Below are 18,236 nucleotides of genomic sequence, written 5' to 3'. Positions count from 1 at the left end.
TATAGGGAGAAAAATGTCAATACTCACACAATCAGGAAGAGCAGCAATAGCAGCCAGCATAAAAGAGCAACCTCTACATCTTGCCTGGGGCAGTGGTGATGCAAATTGGGAAAGTAGCCATCAGGTCGAAAAAGTTTTTGTTGAGGGTGAAATAGCCCTAGATCACCATCCCATTAAAGACGTAAAAGTTTTTATCGGACAAACAACTTATCAGCCAAGTGTTGACTATACAGTTGATAGTAGTACTGGTCTAATAAAACGTACGGAAAATAGCTCTATTCCAGTAAGTGATAAAGTTACTGTACAGCATACTGAAAGCACACCACCTGAACTATAAATTCTATAAAGCTCTTGAATGAACTTGGCAGACGTACTGCAGATGAAGTGCTATTCTGCACAGGTGATGAAAATGGCGAACTTATAACTCCTTCTGGAAGGTTTAGGCCCTTAAATGTACCAACTAATAACTTGTACCTTAAATTTACTTTCGATTTCACGGACGCAGCAAATCAAGTTATACGGGAATTAGGGGTTATGGTTGGTACTAAAATAAAAGAAGGATTACCTGAAGGACAGAGATATTTCGAGCCAAAAGACGTGGAAAATCCTGGAATTTTGTTAGTTTTAGAACATACCGTACCACTTATCAGAACATCTGCAACTCGGGAAACTTTTTCATTTGTTGTAACTTTTTGAAACAAAATGACCTTAAATAGTTATTATAACCGCTTTAATCCTGACAAAGAATACGAAAAAAGCTTGTTCCTGGCAGGAAGAGGTCTACAGTCAGCAGAATTAAACGAGACTCAGGAGTATGCTCTCTCTAAGCTTAAAGGCATAGGTGATGCAATATTCCGTGATGGTGATGTTATAACAGGAAGCAATTGTATTATAGATAGAGAAACTGGTAAAGTTACACTTGAAGGAGGAAAAATCTATCTGCGTGGTGCAGTTAGAAAAGTCGAAAAAGAAGAGTTTGTTGTTCCTCTTAATACTATAGTTCGTATCGGTGTTTATTACGTAGAATCTACCATTACAGAACTTGAGGATGAAAATCTTCGTGATCCTGCTGTTGGTACACGTAATTATCAAGAAGTAGGAGCTGCAAGGCTTAAAGTTTCCACCATTTGGGGATATCAAGTAGAAAGTGTTACTGTTAACTCTACAAATGGCGAATTTTACCCAATTTACAATATTGAAAATGGAGTATTGATAGAACATTCACCGCCACCACAAGCAAATATAGTAACTACAGCTCTTGCTCGTTATGATAAAGAAGCCAATGGTTCCTACGTTGTAAATGGCCTAGAGGTAATGTTTCTACATAAAGAAGGTGGAAAAGAAGTATTCGTGATTAATGAGGGTAAAGCTCATGTTGATGGTTATGAGATTGAGTTACCTCATAGTATTCGTGTTTCTTTTGATGAAGATCCGAATATAAAATCAGTTGAATCAGAACCACATACTTTTCAGCCAAATAGCCAAAGAGTAATGGAACTTAAAGTTAATGATTTTCCAATTAATGAAATCAAGAAAGTAGATATCACCATTCAAAAAACCATCACTGTTACTCACGGTTCATATTCAGGAGCCATTGATCCGATACCTGACTCTGCAGTACTTGAGATTATTCAAACTAAGCAAGGCAATGTTATTTATGAAAACAGTATAGACTATAAGTTAAATGCAGGAAACGTCGATTGGTCATTACCTGGTAAAGAGCCAGCTCCTGGAAGTAGTTACCTGATAACCTACCGCTCTCGCACTCATGTAAGCCCTGAAGATATAAGTGAGCAGGGGTGTAAAGTAAAAGGAGCAGTTGATAACAGCTTGGTTCTGATTGATTACACCTGGAAAATGCCCCGCTTTGATTTAATTACTATCGATAGCAAAGGAGTGGTAAGAAGAATAAAAGGAATTTCTCACCCTTGGCGACCATCGATGCCTAAAGCACCCTCTGGACAACTTTTGCTCTGCTACATTCATCAGACGTGGAAAAAAGGCGAAGGGGTAAAAATAGTGAATAATGCTATTCATGCTGTACCGATGAATGAACTTGAAGCAATGAAAAAAGGAATAAATGATCTTTATGCGCTGGTTGCACAGGAACGTCTACGCAGTGATGCAAATTCAAGAGAACCTACCACCAAAAAAGGAGTGTTTGTTGATTCATTCTTTGATGATGATGTGCGTGATCAGGGAATTTCGCAGTCTGCAGCGATAGTAAATAAAGAACTGATATTGCCAATAGACGTGGAAATTATTGATGTTGAAAAGGGGAAAAAACCTTATTTATTGCCATATGAACTTGAGCCAGTACTGGAGCAGCTTTTACAGACTAAAGGAGAAAAAATTAATCCGTATCAAGCTTTTGATCCAGTACCAGCACAAATTACTCTAAATAAAGATATTGATCACTGGACAGAGGTTACCACGAATTGGAAAAGTCCAGTAACTAAAGTATTTAATATTACGGAAATAACAGAGCTGCTGTCAAGTACTTCATACGAAGCTGAATTTATGAGAGAAGCAGTACAAGATTTTGAAATTGAAGGTTTTGAGCCAGGTGAAAAGCTTAAAGAAGTAAGATTTGACGGAATAAGTATTCAACCTATGGAATAAGAAAGAGTAAAAAAAGATGTTAACAGCCAATAATCAGGGGAAAATAAAGGGAAAAATAAAAATCCCAGCAAACATTCCAGCAGGTACTAAATTAGTACAGTTTTATGGGAATAAAGGAAGCTATGGAGAGGCAACTTATACTGGTAAAAAAACTATTACTATAGAAGAAAGAAGAAGAGTGATCGCAGCAAGACGAGTTGATCCTTTAGCACAAACATTTACTTTAAATGAGAGTAGGCACATAGGAGGTGTGGAGCTATGGTTTATAAATAAAGGCAAAAAACGTGTTGTTGTGCAGATTAGAGAAACAGCAGTGGGAATGCCCTCGCAGACTGTCATTGCTGAAAGCTATATTGAGCCAAAAGATATAAAGATAGATGGTACGGCAACACGTATTACTTGGTCACCAGTGTTTTGCCATGCAGGAGAGGAGTATGCAATAGTACTGCTTACTGATGATTCGGGTACTGCAGTAAAAATAGCAGAACTTGGTAAGTATGATACAGTAAATAGCCGTTGGGTAACGAGTCAACCATATCAAGTAGGAGTATTACTCTCATCTAGCAATGCAAGTACCTGGACTCCACATCAAAATTTAGATTTAACGTTTCGATTACTAGCAGCAAAATTTAGCGAAAGTTCTCACGTTATTGATCTGGGAAAAGTTACTGCAAACAACGTATCAGATTTAATAGTTTTAACAAATGTTGAAAAAGTAGCATTTGATACCAATGTGGAGTTTATCTTAACAGATGAAGAGGGAAAAGAGAACTTTTTGTCTGATAATTTGCCACTTGCACTGCGTGAAAGATTATCTGGAGAGCTAACAGTAAAGGCAAGCCTAAAAGGAGGGCGAGAAAAAAGTCCAGTGCTATATCCTGGGTTACAGCTAGTTATGGGTAATATAGGGGAAAAAGGAGATTATGTTACAAGAAGTATTACAGCAGGAGCTAACACTAAGATCACCATAACATATGATGCGTTGATACCTGGCACTGCAGACATTAAAACTTATGTAGAGAAAAACGTGGGAGAATGGCAATTAGTAAACTTAACATCAGGAAAACCAATTGGAGAAAATTGGGTAGAGAGAACTCATCTGCTATCAAATTTTAATGCTAATGAGACTAGGGTAAAATTAGTTTTGAGTGGAACGGTTGTCTATCGGCCAAAAGTGAAAAATTTGCGAGTGATTATTACTTAAATCAATGCCAAATGACCAAAGCAAACGAGGATATACACTACCACATCCAGAAAACATTGCAGTGGAAGATGTAGTACGTATTCGAAAAGCTATAGAAAAAATAGATGAAGATATTACCGAAAGAGAAGATGAGCATAATCAACTAAAAAATAATTTTAAACGATTTAGATTTGAAACTTTTTTGAATTTTTGGGAATGAAAGAAGCAATAGAAGCATTACATCAAAGGATAAAGGATTTAGCAGCAAACAGCACACCTGATCAACTGGCATATCTTGCAAAATCTCTGGAATTGATAGCAGATAAAAAAGCTATTTCTGACATTGTGCAAATGACTGAAGTGAAAGAGATAATTGATGCACTACAGAGAAGGCTTAAAGATTTAGCAGCAAATAGTACACCAGATCAACTAGCATATCTTGCTAAAGCACTGGAATCAATAATTGGCAAAAGTGCAGTTTCTGAAATTGTACAGATGACAGATGGTAAGTTAAAAGAACTTCTAAACGCTGCAAGATCACATTTGAATGACATAAATACCAATAAGGAAAATTCAATATCGGCAATAACTGTAGCAAAGACAAAGTCTGTAAATGAGATCAATACGCTAAAAACTAATACCTTGGATACTTTAAAAGCATCATCAGATTCACATATATCGCTACTTGATACGAGAAAGAATGCCAACATTGCAGCAATAAATAGTGTTGGCAATGATCATAAAGATGGTCTAAAAGGTTTAGTGAATAACTTCCGTACTGTTAATGATGTGCCAAGTGGTTCATCGATTATGAGGGAGATAAGGAGCAGAGAACCAACCAAGCTTAACTCCATAAATGATGTACCAAGTGGCTCATCAATCATGAAAGAAGTAAGAAATCGTCATATGATTGAACCTGGAGCATTACCTTTTTTATTTGGTGTACTAAGTAGAAAAAATAATTACTTTGGCCACGGAACTTTTACAACTGAGCTTGGTCAGTGGAGTAGTGATGTAACAAAAACAGACTATATGCTACAACTACTAGCAGGTACTCACACATATGATACAAGCTATGTTAGTTTTTATCGGCCAAGACAACTCAGTTTTTTAGAGGGAAGCAAAGGTACATTTATCTATGGAGAATCATACCCAAGATTTATGTATGATGGATTTTCTGAGCAATTCAATATGCTGAAATACCCTTATGCTGCATTGGGAGTAATATTCGTAAAAAACACAAGCAATGTAGATATAAGTAAAACTCTAAACTTTGTTGGATCTGCAATGTGGTACAAAGATGAAGTTAATTATGGAGGAGCAGGATTATTTATAGGTACACCTGATAAAACTAACACAAGGAAGTCAGATATTTCGAGAATTACTTGGACACGTATTTACCAGCATGAAATTAGCAGTCCTGAATTTATTGCATCAGGTAACATAATCATTCCAGCAGGAAAAACTGTTACAGTGTTACTTTATACGTCATCCAATCTTCACTCAGAAGGTGAAAGAGTTGGTGAGACACCTGAGTTCTTTGCAAGTGAGCACACGTATAGCACAATCTATGGTCAATTTATTCAGTGGGGAATATATAATTTTCGCAGCAATTTTTTAACCAAAGGGCTTGAGATAGATGTAGAAAGGACATTAAGAGCGTGGCAATGTCCTGGGTTAGATGCAACATATAAGCTTTGGCAGTAAAAGAGGAAGAAAATACGCTTACAAATAAGTTGAAATAACAATACTTGAAAACAAGCTAGAGAGGATTTTTATTGATAATCGTTTAACAGAAGGGGGAGAAATTGCCAAGAGGAGTAAAGAAGATATTGAGTTGGAGTTATTGCAAAATGAGAAATTTTCTATACTTTCTAGTTTTTGTCTTTATTTTAATAAATATACTAAATCTTAAAAAGTAGTAATCAGAAGATTTGGAACAAGAAGAAAATTAGGGAAATCAAAGAGTTACAGAGTTTTTTAACAATTTTAAAGAGCAAGTTTTAGCAAACTTATAACGCAACTATATGACAGAACAATTTTTACATGGTGTAAATGTTATTGAGGTAACCTCAGGGGCAAGATCAGTACGTACAGCTAAATCATCAGTGATAGGTGTAATTGGTACTGCACCTGAAGCTGATGAGCAAAAATTTCCACTGAATAAACCAGTACTGATAGCAGGAAGTTTAAAAGAAGCAGCAAGGCTTGGAAAGAGTGGAAGTTTACCTTCTGCAGTAAATGGAATATTTTCCCAAATGGGAGCAACAATAGTAGTTATTCGAGTTGAAGAAAGTGAAAACAGCGATCCAAAATTAAAAAAAGAAGAAACGCTGAAAAATGTAATTGGAGGAGTTGATAAAGAAACCGGAGAATACCAGGGAATAGAGGCATTCCTCAGCAGTGAAAGTATAGTTCATGTTGCTCCAAGAATATTAATTGCACCTCAGTTTACTCACCAACTACCAGAAGATGGCAAAAATCCAGTAGTTGCAGCATTAATTTCTATAGCAGAAAAGCTGAGAAGCATAATAGTAGCAGATGGACCAAATACCAATGATGAAGAAGCAATAAAGTGGAGAAAAAGCGTAGGCAGCTCAAGAATTTACGTAGTTGATCCATGGGTTAAGGTATTTATTGAAGGAAAAGAAGAAATCTTGCCATCGAGTCCATTTGTAGCTGGTTTAATAGCGAAAGTAGATAGCGAACAAGGATTTTGGCATTCACCTTCAAACAAAGAGATAAATGGTATTGTTGGCACAAGCAGGCCTATTGATTTTACACTTGGCGATAGAATCTCTCGAGCAAACCACTTAAATGAAAATGAAGTAACAACGATAATTCATCAAAATGGCTATAGGCTTTGGGGAAATAGAACATGTTCAAATGACTCAAAATGGGCTTTTTTGTCAGTGAGAAGGACTGCAGATTTAATTAACGATAGTTTACTTCGAGCTCATTTATGGGCAGTTGATCGCAATATTACCAAAACTTATATAGATGATGTGATTGAAGGGGTGAATTCTTATTTGGCAAATTTAAAAGCGCAAGGAGCGATTATCAGCGGAAAATGTTATGCAACACCAGAGCTTAATACACCAACAAATATTGCAAGCGGGAAAGTGTATTTTGACTTTGAGTTTACACCACCATATCCGGCAGAACAAATAACATTCAAATCTCATCTCGTAAATATAAGTTAGGAGAAAGCAAAGTGTTACCGAAAATACTGAGAAATTTTAACGTATTCGTTGATGGTCGTGGTTATGCAGGAAAAATAGATGAAATAACCTTGCCAAAACTTACCATAAAAACAGATGAATATAGAGCTGGTGGTATGGATATTCCAATAAATATTGATATGGGCATGGAAAAGCTTGAAGCTGATTTTACTTTTGCAGAATATGATTCAGAACTTTTTAGACTTTTTGGTTTGATAGATGGAAATTCAGTAGCTTTGACGCTCCGTGGAGGAATGCAAGGTAGTGGTAGCAATGATATTGAAGCTGTAATAATCAATTTAAGAGGCATTTTTAAAGAATTTGATTTTGGTAGCTGGAAACCTGCTGAAAAAGCAACGCTGAAGTGTACTGTAGCTGCCCATTATTATAAACTTACGATAGGTGGCAATGAGCTGATAGAAATCGATGCTGAGAATATGATTAGAAAGATAAATGGCGTTGATCAAATGGCCTTGCTACAAACGATTCTAGGGATCTAATATGGTTGACAAAATTACATAAAAATGTTAAAATATAAGAAGTTGTAGGTATATAGTTAATATGGATTCTAAAGCTCATACAAATTCCATAGAGCAGCTAACTGGTTTACTTGTTAGTGTAGCACAATCTCAAGACAAGTCCGTTTTAAAGTTATTAACTGAATTAATGGAAGAAGAAATTGAAGATATGGAATTATCTAAGATTGCTGACGAACGCTATAAAGAAAAGAGGGTTAAACATCAAGATGCCTTCTGGGATTAAGCCTTACAATATAGACTATTCAGAATCTGTTATAAAGAAAGACATTCCGGCTCTTCCAGCAAAAGTAAAGTTAATGATTAAGAAGGCAATAATGGAGCGTCTAACAGTTGATCCAATTGGACTTGGAAAGCCATTAAAGCATAACTTAAGTGGACAACGTAGTCTACGGGTGAGTACCTATCGTATACTTTATTATATAGATGTACCAGAACATACAGTAGTTATTACTTCAATTGAACACAGAAAAGATTCTTATCAAAGCTAATCCTATTTATAGCACCATACAAAGAAATTAGTTATGTAAAAGCCGATATAGACTTTTATTTCATTAACTTTTTAAGGAGGAACATGCAAGCTATAACACTTAATAACCCAATAACAGTTGATGGAATTTCTGTCTCAGAACTTACTGTTAGACGTCCAAAAGTTAGAGACTATCTTGCAATTGAACGCTTAAATGGTAGTGACCTTAGTAAAGAAGTAACTTTGACTGCCAATTTAACATCAGTTGCAAAAGAAGCAATTGAAGAGTTAGATATTGCTGATTATGTGAAAATTCAAGAGGTATTAAAGGATTTTTTTTCACCGATTATCCAAAAAACTTGAGATTAGAAGTATTAATGTTCAGCTCTGTTGTAGGAGGCGGGGTTGAACAAATACTTGATATGGAGATTAATGAATTTATCTTATGGCATAAAGCAGCGAGGAAGGTACAATGTCAACATTATCTATAAAAATCGGAGCAGTTTTAGATGGCAGTTTCAGTACTGTAATAAAAGGAAGTAGCAGTCAACTTACTCATCTTGGTGAGAATATAAGAAAGCTTGACTCATCTTTAAAATCAGTATCAAAGTTTAAGCAGTTAGGTCATGATGTTTTGACTAGCAAGAGGTCATGGAAAGGCTTTGAAGATCAAGTAAAATCTTTAGCTAAACAAATGAAGGCAATAGAGAAACCGAGCAAAATTTTAAAAGCAGAATTTGACAAGGCCAAAACCTCTGCAATAAAAGCAAAAGAAGCATATTTGAAAAAGAGAGATGCTTTGCATTCATTTAATGAAGAAGTAAGAAAAAGTGGAAGAAATATTAAGTACTTAGTAAGTGACCAACATAAACTTGGCTCTTCTATTGAAGTATTAAAAGGTAAGTATGGTAAGCTTGGATCTGCAATACGTAGTCACCAAAGTTTTTTAGCAAGCAAAGCACATTTTAAGTCACAAATTATAGAGACTATTGGGCTAGGGCTAACGCTTGCAGCTCCAGTTAAAGTTGCAATTGACTTTGAAAGTGCTATGGCTGATGTTACAAAAGTGGTAGATTTTAAAAAAGGAACGGATGAAGTAACTAAATTTGCAAAGAAGTTAAAAGAGATGTCACGTACTATACCATTATCAGCCGCAGAACTGGCACAAATAGCTGCAAGTGGTGGTCAACTTGGTATCAAGAAAGAAGATCTTTTTATGTTTACAGAAACAGTGGCAAAAATGTCTACAGCATTTGATATGTCTGCAGAGCAAGCAGGTGATTCTATAGCTAAACTCTCTAACGTTTATGGAATTGATGTTAGTAAAATGGAATACGTTGGTAATGTAATCAATCACTTATCAGATAACACTGCTGCCAAAGCAAAAGATATGGTTGAAGCTCTAGCAATAGTTGGTGGTACTGCAAAATAATTTGGTCTTGACATCAAGGAAACAAGTAGTTTAGTAAATGCCTTCGTTAGTTTAGGTAAACAACCAGCAAAAGCTGCAACTGCTATAAATGCTCTACTTAGTAAACTTCAGACTGCTGAAGAACAAGGAGGGGATTTTAAAGCAGCATTAGAGCAAATGGGCATAACTGCAGAAGAAATAGTACAAAGAATAAGCGAAAACGGCGAAGAAGCATTACTCTACTTTTTTCAAGCTCTAAAGAAAATGGATAACCAGGAACGTTCTACAATCCTTATGAAACTTTTCGGTCAGGAATATCAAGATGATATTGCATTATTAGCTGGAAGTTTTAACAAATACGAAGATGCTATAAGGTTACTATCTGACACAGAAGAGTACAAGAGCTCGTTGCAGAAAGAATTTCAAAACCGTGTAGACACCACAGCCAGTAAATTACGACTTCTTCGCAACGCAATAGCTGAAGTTGGTATGAACCTGGGTTCAGTGATGCTGCCTACTTTAAAATCTATAGCTGAATTTTTACAAGAAAAAACTAGAAGCATAGCGTTATTTGCAGAAAAATATCCAACTTTAACCAAAGCAATCATGGGTACTGTAGCAGCCTTGATAAGTTTAAAAGTTGTAGCAGTGGGACTAGGATGCGGATTTACATTGCTAGGAAGTACGATTTTTAGTCTGAAAGCAAACCTACTTGGAGTATTTTCATTTTTATCAGCTACAGTTTTTCCTGCAGTAGTAACAGGACTAAGAGCAGTAACACTCGCTATAATGAGTAACCCTATAGGACTTTTAATTACTGGACTTGTCACTGGCGCAGCGCTTGTTATAACTAACTGGCAAAAGGTAAAAGACTTTTTCTCTAGCTTTTGGAAATCGATAATAAAACCCATAGAAGAAGCTTTTTCATGGATAGGTGAAAGTATATTTGGAAAAGTATTGGGAAATAGCCCACTGAAAGAGTTTGAAAAAAGAAAAACTGAAGTAAAAGCAGTGCACACTCCCCTAAAAAGTAATATTCTCAACAGTGGAAATCCTGTGCTAGGTAACAGTATAATTAAAGAATTTTCAAAGAGAAATAAAAATAGCTTCAGAGTCAAAAGCCTTATTGAGGAGAAAAAGTTTACAGAGAGCGATAAGATATTTGCAAGGAGTAAGTTTGAAAATAAAGAACAAAATAAAACTCAGAACATCACTAATAATTACACTATCAGCATTAAAGCAGAACCTAACCAAGATGTTCGTAGTCTTGCAGATGAAGTAATAAAAAGGATAAGAGAAAAGTCACGTGATGTTTTATTTGATACGGTAGAGACATTTTATTGATGCTATCTCTTGGTCCGTATAAGTTTGCTCCCACAAGTTTAAAGTATAGCAGAGAAAATCGTTGGAGCACGATTGAGTGTATTGAAAATATGCCACTATTACAAAATATCGATCAAGGTGTAGAAAATATAGATTTAGAAGGAATGATTTATCTGCATAATCTCAACGTGCTAAATCAATTAAAGAGTGTGAAAGAAACTGAAAAACCACATATTTTAGTAGATAGTTTAGGTAATATTTTAGGACAATTCGTAATTACTAGGTTAGAAGAAAAGCAGATGTATTTTTTACCTAATGGACTACCGAGAAAAATTGAATTTAGTTTGAGTTTAAAAAGCTATAGATGACTATATACTATGTGAGTAAAGAAAATGAGATGTTAGATCTGATTTGCTGGAAACATTACGGATTTACTGATGGAGTAGTGGAATTAGTACTAGCAGAGAACTTGGGTTTGGCAGAATACGGAAGCTTTTTGCCCGCAGGATTAAAGATAAAGCTTCCTACTATTAAGAAAATAGTACAAAAGTCAAAATTAAAGGTCTGGGAATAAATGCAGCCAGATTTTATAATAGATAAATGTGAATCAATTAAAGATAGAGTTATATCATTGCACCTTACAGATGAATCAGGAATAATAGATGATGTAGTTGAAGTGTGTGTTGATTACAGGGATGAAGACATAGATATTCCGAATGAATTGAACATAGCACTAGGTTATAAGGAAATTGGAATCTTTCTAATGGGTATATATACAGTCAACGAAGTGACTATACAGGGTCCACCTAAGACTCTACTAATCAAAGCTCATGCAACAAATTTAAGAATATCTTTGAAGGCAAAAGTATCAAAAGAATGGCGCCAAATTACCATAGAAAACTTAGTAAAAGAAATAGCCCAAAAACATGGATATGGATACAAAGTCGCTGAGGAATTTAAGAATGTATTGATACCCCATATTAATCAGGCAGATGAAAGTGATATAAATCTGTTAACAAAGATCGCAACAGAGCGTGAAGCAATGGCAAAATTAGCTGGTGGGTATATATTGTTTATTTCAAAGAATATGGCAAAATCAGCCACAGGAAAAGCTTTAGGAACAACGACTATTAGACCTCAAGATACAATTAACTGGAAAGTGCATTTTACCGTACGTGATAAGTATAATTCAGTAGTGGCAAAATGGCATAGCTATGAAAAGGGTGAAGCTATTAAAGAAACAGTTGGTAGCGGCGAGCCAAGTTATATTATGTTAGAAATGTACTCAAATGCAGAATCAGCACTAAGTGCAGCAAATGCTAAGTTAAAACAACTAAAGCGAAATAATGCAGTATTGGATATCACTATACCTGGTAATCCAGAGTTATTTGCAGAAGCTAAACTTAATCTTATAGCTTTTAATCAAGCGGTAGATGGTGAATGGATAGTTAACAGAGCGGAGCATACTTTAAATAGCTCAGGTTACCTTACTATGTTGTCAGCATCTTTGAGTAAGTAATGTTAATAAAAAATGAGTAAATGATCTATTTAATATTAAAAAGATGTTGAATATGGATAAATTGGGTCAAGATACAAAAAACAAGCTACATTTTTGGTGGCTTATAACAGTAATAGTATGTATTATTGCTACCTATTCCTACATGAAGGCAAGAGCTGCAGATAATTATAAAACGATGTTACGCATTGCTTCTCAAAATTGTAACTTAGAGACTGTAAAATTCTTAGTAGAAAATCTATTAGATATTAATGTGCAGATCCCTAAATTAACAGCACTACATTATGCTGCAGAAGAGGGATGTGCAGAGGTTGTAAAATTCCTAGTAGAAAAAGGAGTTGATATAAATGCTACGAAATATGAAAGATGGACACCTTTACATGCAGCTACATATGAAGGCAAATTGGAGATAATTAGATTTTTATTAGACAAAGGTTCAGACCCTACCATTAGAGACACAGATGGAAAAAATCCAAGAGATGTAGCTGTATTAAGGTCAAGGCACAATAAAGATAAACCTTACAAGGAAATCATAAAGCTACTTGCTAAAGCAGAAGATCAATACGAATCAACAAAAAGTAATCACTAAAGCTGTAAGTTTTCTATAATCTGCATATAAATTTCCAAAACTATCCATAACAAGTTAATATTTTCACATGAAAAAGCAAAAAATCCCAATAGCGGTAATAATAACAATAGTTCTACAGACTGTAGGATTCATATGGTGGTTGGCAAAACTTGACTTACGTGTACACATCCATGATAAATTTATAGAAAAAAGCCAAGGACTAATCGAAATAGTCTATCGACTTGAAGAGAGAGTGAAAAACCTCACTGAAGAAATCAACGAACTTGAAGCTATTCACAAACACAAATAAATTTTACAGTGACAAAGTACATTTTATCTGTAGATGGAGGTGGCATTAGAGGGATAATACCTGCCATTATTCTAGCAGAAATTGAATCTAGGACAAAAAAGCCAATTTCCCAGATTTTTGATTTAATGGCAGGAACCTCAACCGGTGGGATTATTGTTGCTGGACTTTGTAAAAGCAATAAACTTCAATACTCTGCCAATGATTTGGTTGAACTTTACCAAGAGTATGGAGCATATATCTTTCAATCATCATTTTGGAGAAAATCAATTGCTTCTTGGCTGAGTGGTTCTCAGTACTATATAGAAATATGGAATTTATTCTCAACAAATACTTTGGTGAAAGTACTATGGCCGATGTTGCGAGTAATCTACTACTCACCAGTTATGACATTCACAATAGTTGTGAATTTTTCTTCAAAAGTTGGAAAGAAAAAAACATTAAGTTGAAAGATGCACTCAGAGCTACAACAGCTGCTCCAACGTACTTCACACCAAAACGTCTGAAAATTAGCCAAACAGAGAGAGTATTGATAGATGGTGGAGTGTTTGCCAATAATCCAGCGGCTTGTGCATATGCAAGTGGCAAGAGGTTATTTCTAAATGATGAGATTATACTGCTATCAATAGGCACTGGTGGAACAGATAGAAGTATAAAGTATGCTAACTCAAGGAAATTTGGCAAAATAGGGTGGATCAAGCCACTACTGAATGTGATGTTTGCCTCTGGATTGGATTGCGTTGATTATCAACTAGAACAAGTAATAGACGATAAATATATAAGAATACAATCGCAATTGAAAGTAGCATCGACTGAGATGGACAATATTACACTCAAAAATATCAAATCTCTTCAGCAAGAGGCAAATGCAATGATAGAGGACAACCAGAAATTAATAGATAAACTTTGCGATTCCATATCTTAATTTATACCAAGCAAAATTCAACTGAGCCAAAAAAGTTGGTTAGCAAATTTTGCTGGTTAAATCATTAACTAACTTTACTTATATCTTAAACACATTCAATTTTCACACTCACCCAACTCATCAGCAGTTAGGCCACTTACTCGCACAATAATATCAATAGCAACACCTTCCTTAACTAGATCTTTTGCAATCTTGATTTTCTCTGCTTTTTTAACCTTTTCTTTACCAGTTTGCATTCCTTCAGATAAAGATCTGGCTACCGTATCCAGTAATTCTTGATCCTCAATTTTTTCGCATTTACCTATAAACCCAAAAACTGGCTCATTTTCATATTCTGTTAGTCCAAGAGCTTTAATGTTAACTGATAATATCTTTGCTATCTTATATAATATTTCAATTGGAATGTCTGTATATCCTCGTTCATAGTCGTGTATTTCTTTAGGTGTTGAACCGATTTTATTTGCCAAGTCCTCCTGAGTGTATTCCCGTATTAATCTCTGCTCTTTTATCCTTTTCCCCACTTTGTAGAGTATAGAATCAGTACAAATTTCTTTCTCTATATCATCATATTCATAAGTAGATAAGCGAGTCACTTGGGAAATAATATCAACTGAAACTCCTTCTTTCACTAGATTCTTTGCTACTTCTATTTTCGCTTCTTCTTGGCTAATTTTCTCGCTAATATATACAAACCTTACTAATGGATACAGCTTCTTGCGTAATTCCTGATCCTTAATTTCTCTATGTATTTTTGTTAGATAGACTATTGCTTTATCCTCATCTTCATACCAACTGTTTTCTCTTAGTACTGTTGGTCCTGGAAGTAGATCTATAACATTGACTGACAATGCTCCTGCTATTATATACGATTCTTTGATTGTAATAGCCTTGCACCCTAGTTCAAAGTTATGTATTTCCTTATGTGTTAAACCAATTTTTCTTGCTAATTTTGCCTGAGTATACCCTTGTACTATCCTACAACCTTCTATTTTTTTCCCTAGCTCGTAGCTTACTGAGCCAATATGCTCTGAATTATCATAGATAAATCCTCTAAAAGCTGTTTTTCCTACAGAAGCAAACATATATTCTATCACAAAAAAATCCACTATTGGCTAAGTTTTTATGAAATCACAAAAATTTCTCAATCATATAATTTGTTAAGCCTGTCGTTTGCAAGATAATATCAACAGAAATTCCTTCTTTCACTAAATTCCTTGCAACTTCAATCTTCTTTTCCTCTCTGACCTTTTCTCTACAAACATGTATACCTTCAAATAAAGACTTGATTAGCATATCGCGTAATTCCCGACTCTCAATCTTTTTGTATTCTTCTATCAACTTTGATAGCTTTTCTTCCGCTTCACTATCCTCATCTGATTCGGGAAGTAGATCTATGATACTGATTGATAATACCTTTGCTATTTCATCTAACATTTCAAGTGAGACAGCAGCTCTCCCTTGTTCATACTCGTATATTCCTTGATTTGTTATGCCAACTTTATTCGCTAAATCTTTTTGTGTATATCCTCGTATCAATCTCCACTCTTTTATCCTTTGCCCTACTTTGTATGGAATGGGAATTTTGTTCTCCTCATACTCACCAATAGATAAGTTAGTTGTTCGAGAGATAACATGAGCAGAAACTCCTACTTTCATCAAACCCCTTGCTACTTCTATTTTTACCGCTTTTCTGCTTCTTTCCTCGCTCAAACGAATAAATTTGGTTAATAAATAAAATACTTTGCTTAATTCTTTATCTTTATAACCCTTTACTAAATTTAATATTTCTTCATCTTCAAAATATCTTTTTTCATTTGGTAGCGTCTCTCCACAAACTAGACCTTTAACATTTACTGATAATGCTTCTGCTATAGCATATAATTTCTTAATTGGAATTTTACGACTCCCTTTTTCATATTGCAGTATTGCCCAGTGCTTTACACCAACCTTCTCCGCTAAACCCTTCTGAGTATACCCTCTCTCTAACCTCCAACTTTTCACTTTTTGCCCTACCTCACAGTCTAGACTTTTTTCCATACAAAGAACCATACATATAATATTTTCTACTATAGCTCAAAGGCTCGAGATATAATGGTAGACTCTGGAACCTTAAAATAAATGAATTAAAGCCCCCTAAAAGTTTCTTTACTATTTTCACGTACTTTATCTACCCATGAAGACAATTTTTCACTTGGGCTATCAACCTCCTTCATAAGCTGCTTGCTATTCCATATGCCACATCTCATAAAACTTCCCTTTTCTACTGCTTCTTTAAGTTTTACTCCAGCAAAAAGACAATTTTTTCCTATTTCTTCGCCTCTTTCTTGTAATTTAGACCACATTTCCTTATTTTCTACTCTGACTTGTACTTGATCATATTTTTTTACATCGTGGTACAATATAATATCTAGCTTACCAATGCTTGTAGGAAATTCTAATATAATAGAGCTTCCATCTGACATATCGATATAGTTTCTTATACCTCCCTTCTCACTTTTAACCTCAACTGCATCATTGCCAATTTTTAAAATATTACTTCCTAGCTCTCTTTTTGCTTCCAGTATTTTGGCTACCTCTACCTTGCTATCCCCAGAAAATTCTATATACGATGTTGTATTATCTATTTCAACATCTATTAATTCTCCTTCTTGCACAGCACTTTCGCCAGCTTTCTCTAGTTCTTCTAGTCTCTCATCTATATGTGGCTGAACTTCTGGTTGTAGCTCATTATAGATTTCACCTATCAATTTATTCTCCAATAAAGTATCATGAAACTCTGCACCGTTTAGCATTAATTTACGTATTAGCTTTTTACGATCAGCCTTATCAAATTTATGAAAATGTGTGCCCAGTATCACATATTCCGCGAAGCTCCACTCTCCATCATTACATGCATTTAGCCTTGCTCCAGCAGCTAGTGCTTCGTCTACAACCTTGTGCAGTCATTTGGACTTTTTGCTCTTACCACAGCACTCTTAAACCAGCTCAACTTTTCTGCACTTGGCTTTATTTTTTTCAAAGCTGAAGCAAATGGATTTTTATCTTCTTGATCACTTACAGGTTTTGTGCCATAAACATAGTCAAATCCTTTCCCATAGTTGATTTTGTTTTCGCGAACTTCTCTACCAGGGAAAGGTGCTATTTCTTCAGGCTTTTTAGCCTTATTAATTTTGCTTACAAAGGTGGATTGCTCCTTAGTACGACCTATTCCTACAATAGCATTTAACACCTCACCTTTTGATAATCTATCAAGATCAATGTTTAACTCGTAAGTACCTCCTTCTTGATCATCAAAAGGTACAATTATTTTATTACTCATATTAGCCTCCGCTATTAAATATACTTTACTAAGTCTACAACCGACTTTATTACTTTATTATTAATTCAATATATACTTTCTCATTAATTATAAGCAATGGTTAATGTACTTGCAAATACTTTCTTCATTCAAGTAGTTAAACAACTCATGAAAATCTTCAAATATCTGCTTTATAACAGTCCTTGCTCTTTAAAACTAAAATATCCAACACTTGTAATGATAATGTGATCCAGTAACCTAATCCCTATAGTCTGACAAGCTTCAGCCAAGTCTTTAGTTACAGCTTGATCCTCATCAGATGGCTTTAACCTTCCTTCTGGGTGGTTATGCGATATTATTATTGACGTCGCTTTTCTTATTAATGCCTTTCTTGTTACTTCTCTTATGTAAAAAGGTACCTTATCCACTGTACCAGTAAACACTTCTTCCCCCTTTAAACGGCACTTTTGATCAAAATATATTATTTTCATCTTTTCCTCCTCTGAATAACCAATACTCACCCTTAAATATTTTACGATGGTTTCCAAGTTATCCATTATAGGTCCTTTCTTTAACTCTTCTCTTGGTACCCTCTTTGAAGCTTCCTTTAGGCATAAAATTACTGCTACTGTAGAGTCAGTTATCCCTTCTATAGTTTTCAAGTCATCTATTTCCTGGCCTAAAATTCCTCCTATTCCAAAACTATCTATTAGCTTTCTAGCAATAATTCGAGCTTCTTCCCTGTCATGCACTGCACTTAGAAACGTTTCTATTACTTCACGATCAAGTAGTGCTTTACCGTTGCTTTCTAATGCTCTGAATTCTATTTCTTCTCTACGATCTTTCTTATTATTCAT

17 protein-coding genes and 4 pseudogenes are annotated in these 18,236 nt (G+C 35.0%); 17 read left to right on the top strand and 4 right to left on the bottom strand.

The annotated features are described in order from the left end of the window. The first annotated feature begins 13 nt into the window (after positions 1-13). The 17 genes and pseudogenes from OPR48_RS07270 to OPR48_RS03265 all read left to right on the top strand — a co-directional run bounded on the left by OPR48_RS07270 (position 14) and on the right by OPR48_RS03265 (position 14,081). A pseudogene (locus OPR48_RS07270) lies at positions 14-696 on the top strand (hypothetical protein). A 6-nt stretch (positions 697-702) separates the two neighbouring features. Beyond that, on the top strand, positions 703-2,622 hold the full coding sequence (locus tag OPR48_RS03340) for a DUF4815 domain-containing protein (protein WP_265026560.1): 1,920 nt from the start codon (positions 703-705) through the stop codon (positions 2,620-2,622). A gap of 16 nt (positions 2,623-2,638) precedes the next feature. After that, positions 2,639-3,826, top strand: coding sequence for a hypothetical protein (locus OPR48_RS03335; protein ID WP_265026559.1), 1,188 nt, complete (start codon positions 2,639-2,641; stop codon positions 3,824-3,826). 4 nt (positions 3,827-3,830) lie between these two features. Continuing rightward, positions 3,831-4,025, top strand: a complete 195-nt coding sequence (locus OPR48_RS03330; RefSeq protein WP_265026558.1) for a hypothetical protein — start codon at positions 3,831-3,833, stop codon at positions 4,023-4,025. Continuing rightward, positions 4,022-5,512 carry a hypothetical protein gene (locus tag OPR48_RS03325; protein ID WP_265017284.1) on the top strand — a complete coding sequence of 497 codons (1,491 nt, stop codon included), beginning with the start codon at positions 4,022-4,024 and terminating at the stop codon, positions 5,510-5,512. The genes OPR48_RS03330 and OPR48_RS03325 overlap by 4 nt, the downstream gene beginning before the upstream one ends. Positions 5,513-5,832: 320 nt before the next feature. After that, positions 5,833-7,008, top strand: coding sequence for a phage tail sheath subtilisin-like domain-containing protein (locus OPR48_RS03320; protein ID WP_265017285.1), 1,176 nt, complete (start codon positions 5,833-5,835; stop codon positions 7,006-7,008). Between the two features lie 11 nt (positions 7,009-7,019). Beyond that, the gene (locus OPR48_RS03315) at positions 7,020-7,526 is read left to right on the top strand and encodes a phage major tail tube protein (protein ID WP_253309024.1); all 507 of its coding nucleotides are present in this window, start codon (positions 7,020-7,022) and stop codon (positions 7,524-7,526) included. A gap of 61 nt (positions 7,527-7,587) precedes the next feature. Next, the gene (locus OPR48_RS03310) at positions 7,588-7,788 is read left to right on the top strand and encodes a hypothetical protein (protein ID WP_007303020.1); all 201 of its coding nucleotides are present in this window, start codon (positions 7,588-7,590) and stop codon (positions 7,786-7,788) included. Continuing rightward, positions 7,772-8,053 (top strand): type II toxin-antitoxin system RelE family toxin, encoded by a 282-nt coding sequence (locus OPR48_RS03305; RefSeq protein ID WP_010082215.1) that lies wholly within the window; start codon positions 7,772-7,774, stop codon positions 8,051-8,053. Before OPR48_RS03310 ends, OPR48_RS03305 begins: the two co-directional genes overlap by 17 nt. Before the next feature lie 83 nt (positions 8,054-8,136). Continuing rightward, positions 8,137-8,394 carry a phage tail assembly protein gene (locus OPR48_RS03300; RefSeq protein WP_010405430.1) on the top strand — a complete coding sequence of 86 codons (258 nt, stop codon included), beginning with the start codon at positions 8,137-8,139 and terminating at the stop codon, positions 8,392-8,394. Between the two features lie 109 nt (positions 8,395-8,503). Next, a pseudogene (locus tag OPR48_RS03295) lies at positions 8,504-10,786 on the top strand (phage tail tape measure protein). Continuing rightward, positions 10,786-11,133 (top strand): phage tail protein, encoded by a 348-nt coding sequence (locus tag OPR48_RS03290; RefSeq protein ID WP_265026557.1) that lies wholly within the window; start codon positions 10,786-10,788, stop codon positions 11,131-11,133. Before OPR48_RS03295 ends, OPR48_RS03290 begins: the two are co-directional and overlap by 1 nt. After that, positions 11,130-11,339, top strand: a complete 210-nt coding sequence (locus OPR48_RS03285) for a tail protein X (RefSeq protein WP_010081876.1) — start codon at positions 11,130-11,132, stop codon at positions 11,337-11,339. Before OPR48_RS03290 ends, OPR48_RS03285 begins: the two co-directional genes overlap by 4 nt. Then, on the top strand, positions 11,340-12,284 hold the full coding sequence (locus tag OPR48_RS03280; RefSeq protein WP_265026556.1) for a contractile injection system protein, VgrG/Pvc8 family: 945 nt from the start codon (positions 11,340-11,342) through the stop codon (positions 12,282-12,284). Between the two features lie 52 nt (positions 12,285-12,336). Then, positions 12,337-12,870, top strand: coding sequence for an ankyrin repeat domain-containing protein (locus OPR48_RS03275; RefSeq protein WP_264686996.1), 534 nt, complete (start codon positions 12,337-12,339; stop codon positions 12,868-12,870). Between the two features lie 67 nt (positions 12,871-12,937). After that, complete coding sequence (locus OPR48_RS03270) at positions 12,938-13,159, top strand: hypothetical protein (RefSeq protein WP_265026555.1); 222 nt, start codon at positions 12,938-12,940, stop codon at positions 13,157-13,159. A gap of 80 nt (positions 13,160-13,239) precedes the next feature. Further along, a pseudogene (locus OPR48_RS03265) lies at positions 13,240-14,081 on the top strand (patatin-like phospholipase family protein). 95 nt (positions 14,082-14,176) lie between these two features. Here OPR48_RS03265 and wmk (OPR48_RS03260) read toward each other — a convergent pair. From wmk (OPR48_RS03260) to OPR48_RS03245, 4 genes and pseudogenes are all read right to left on the bottom strand, one after another. Next, positions 14,177-15,163, bottom strand: coding sequence for a WO male-killing family protein Wmk (gene wmk, locus OPR48_RS03260; protein ID WP_265026615.1), 987 nt, complete (start codon positions 15,161-15,163; stop codon positions 14,177-14,179). A 46-nt stretch (positions 15,164-15,209) separates the two neighbouring features. After that, complete coding sequence (gene wmk, locus OPR48_RS03255) at positions 15,210-16,118, bottom strand: WO male-killing family protein Wmk (protein WP_265026554.1); 909 nt, start codon at positions 16,116-16,118, stop codon at positions 15,210-15,212. Between the two features lie 86 nt (positions 16,119-16,204). Then, positions 16,205-17,400 (bottom strand): annotated as a pseudogene (locus OPR48_RS03250) (hypothetical protein). A gap of 170 nt (positions 17,401-17,570) precedes the next feature. Further along, a complete protein-coding gene (locus tag OPR48_RS03245) occupies positions 17,571-18,236 on the bottom strand; it encodes a JAB domain-containing protein (protein ID WP_265017289.1) in 666 nt (221 codons plus the stop codon).

Source organism: Wolbachia endosymbiont (group A) of Bibio marci (assembly GCF_947251645.1).
Taxonomy (GTDB): Bacteria; Pseudomonadota; Alphaproteobacteria; order Rickettsiales; family Anaplasmataceae; genus Wolbachia.
This window is presented reverse-complemented; position numbering and strand designations above follow the sequence as displayed.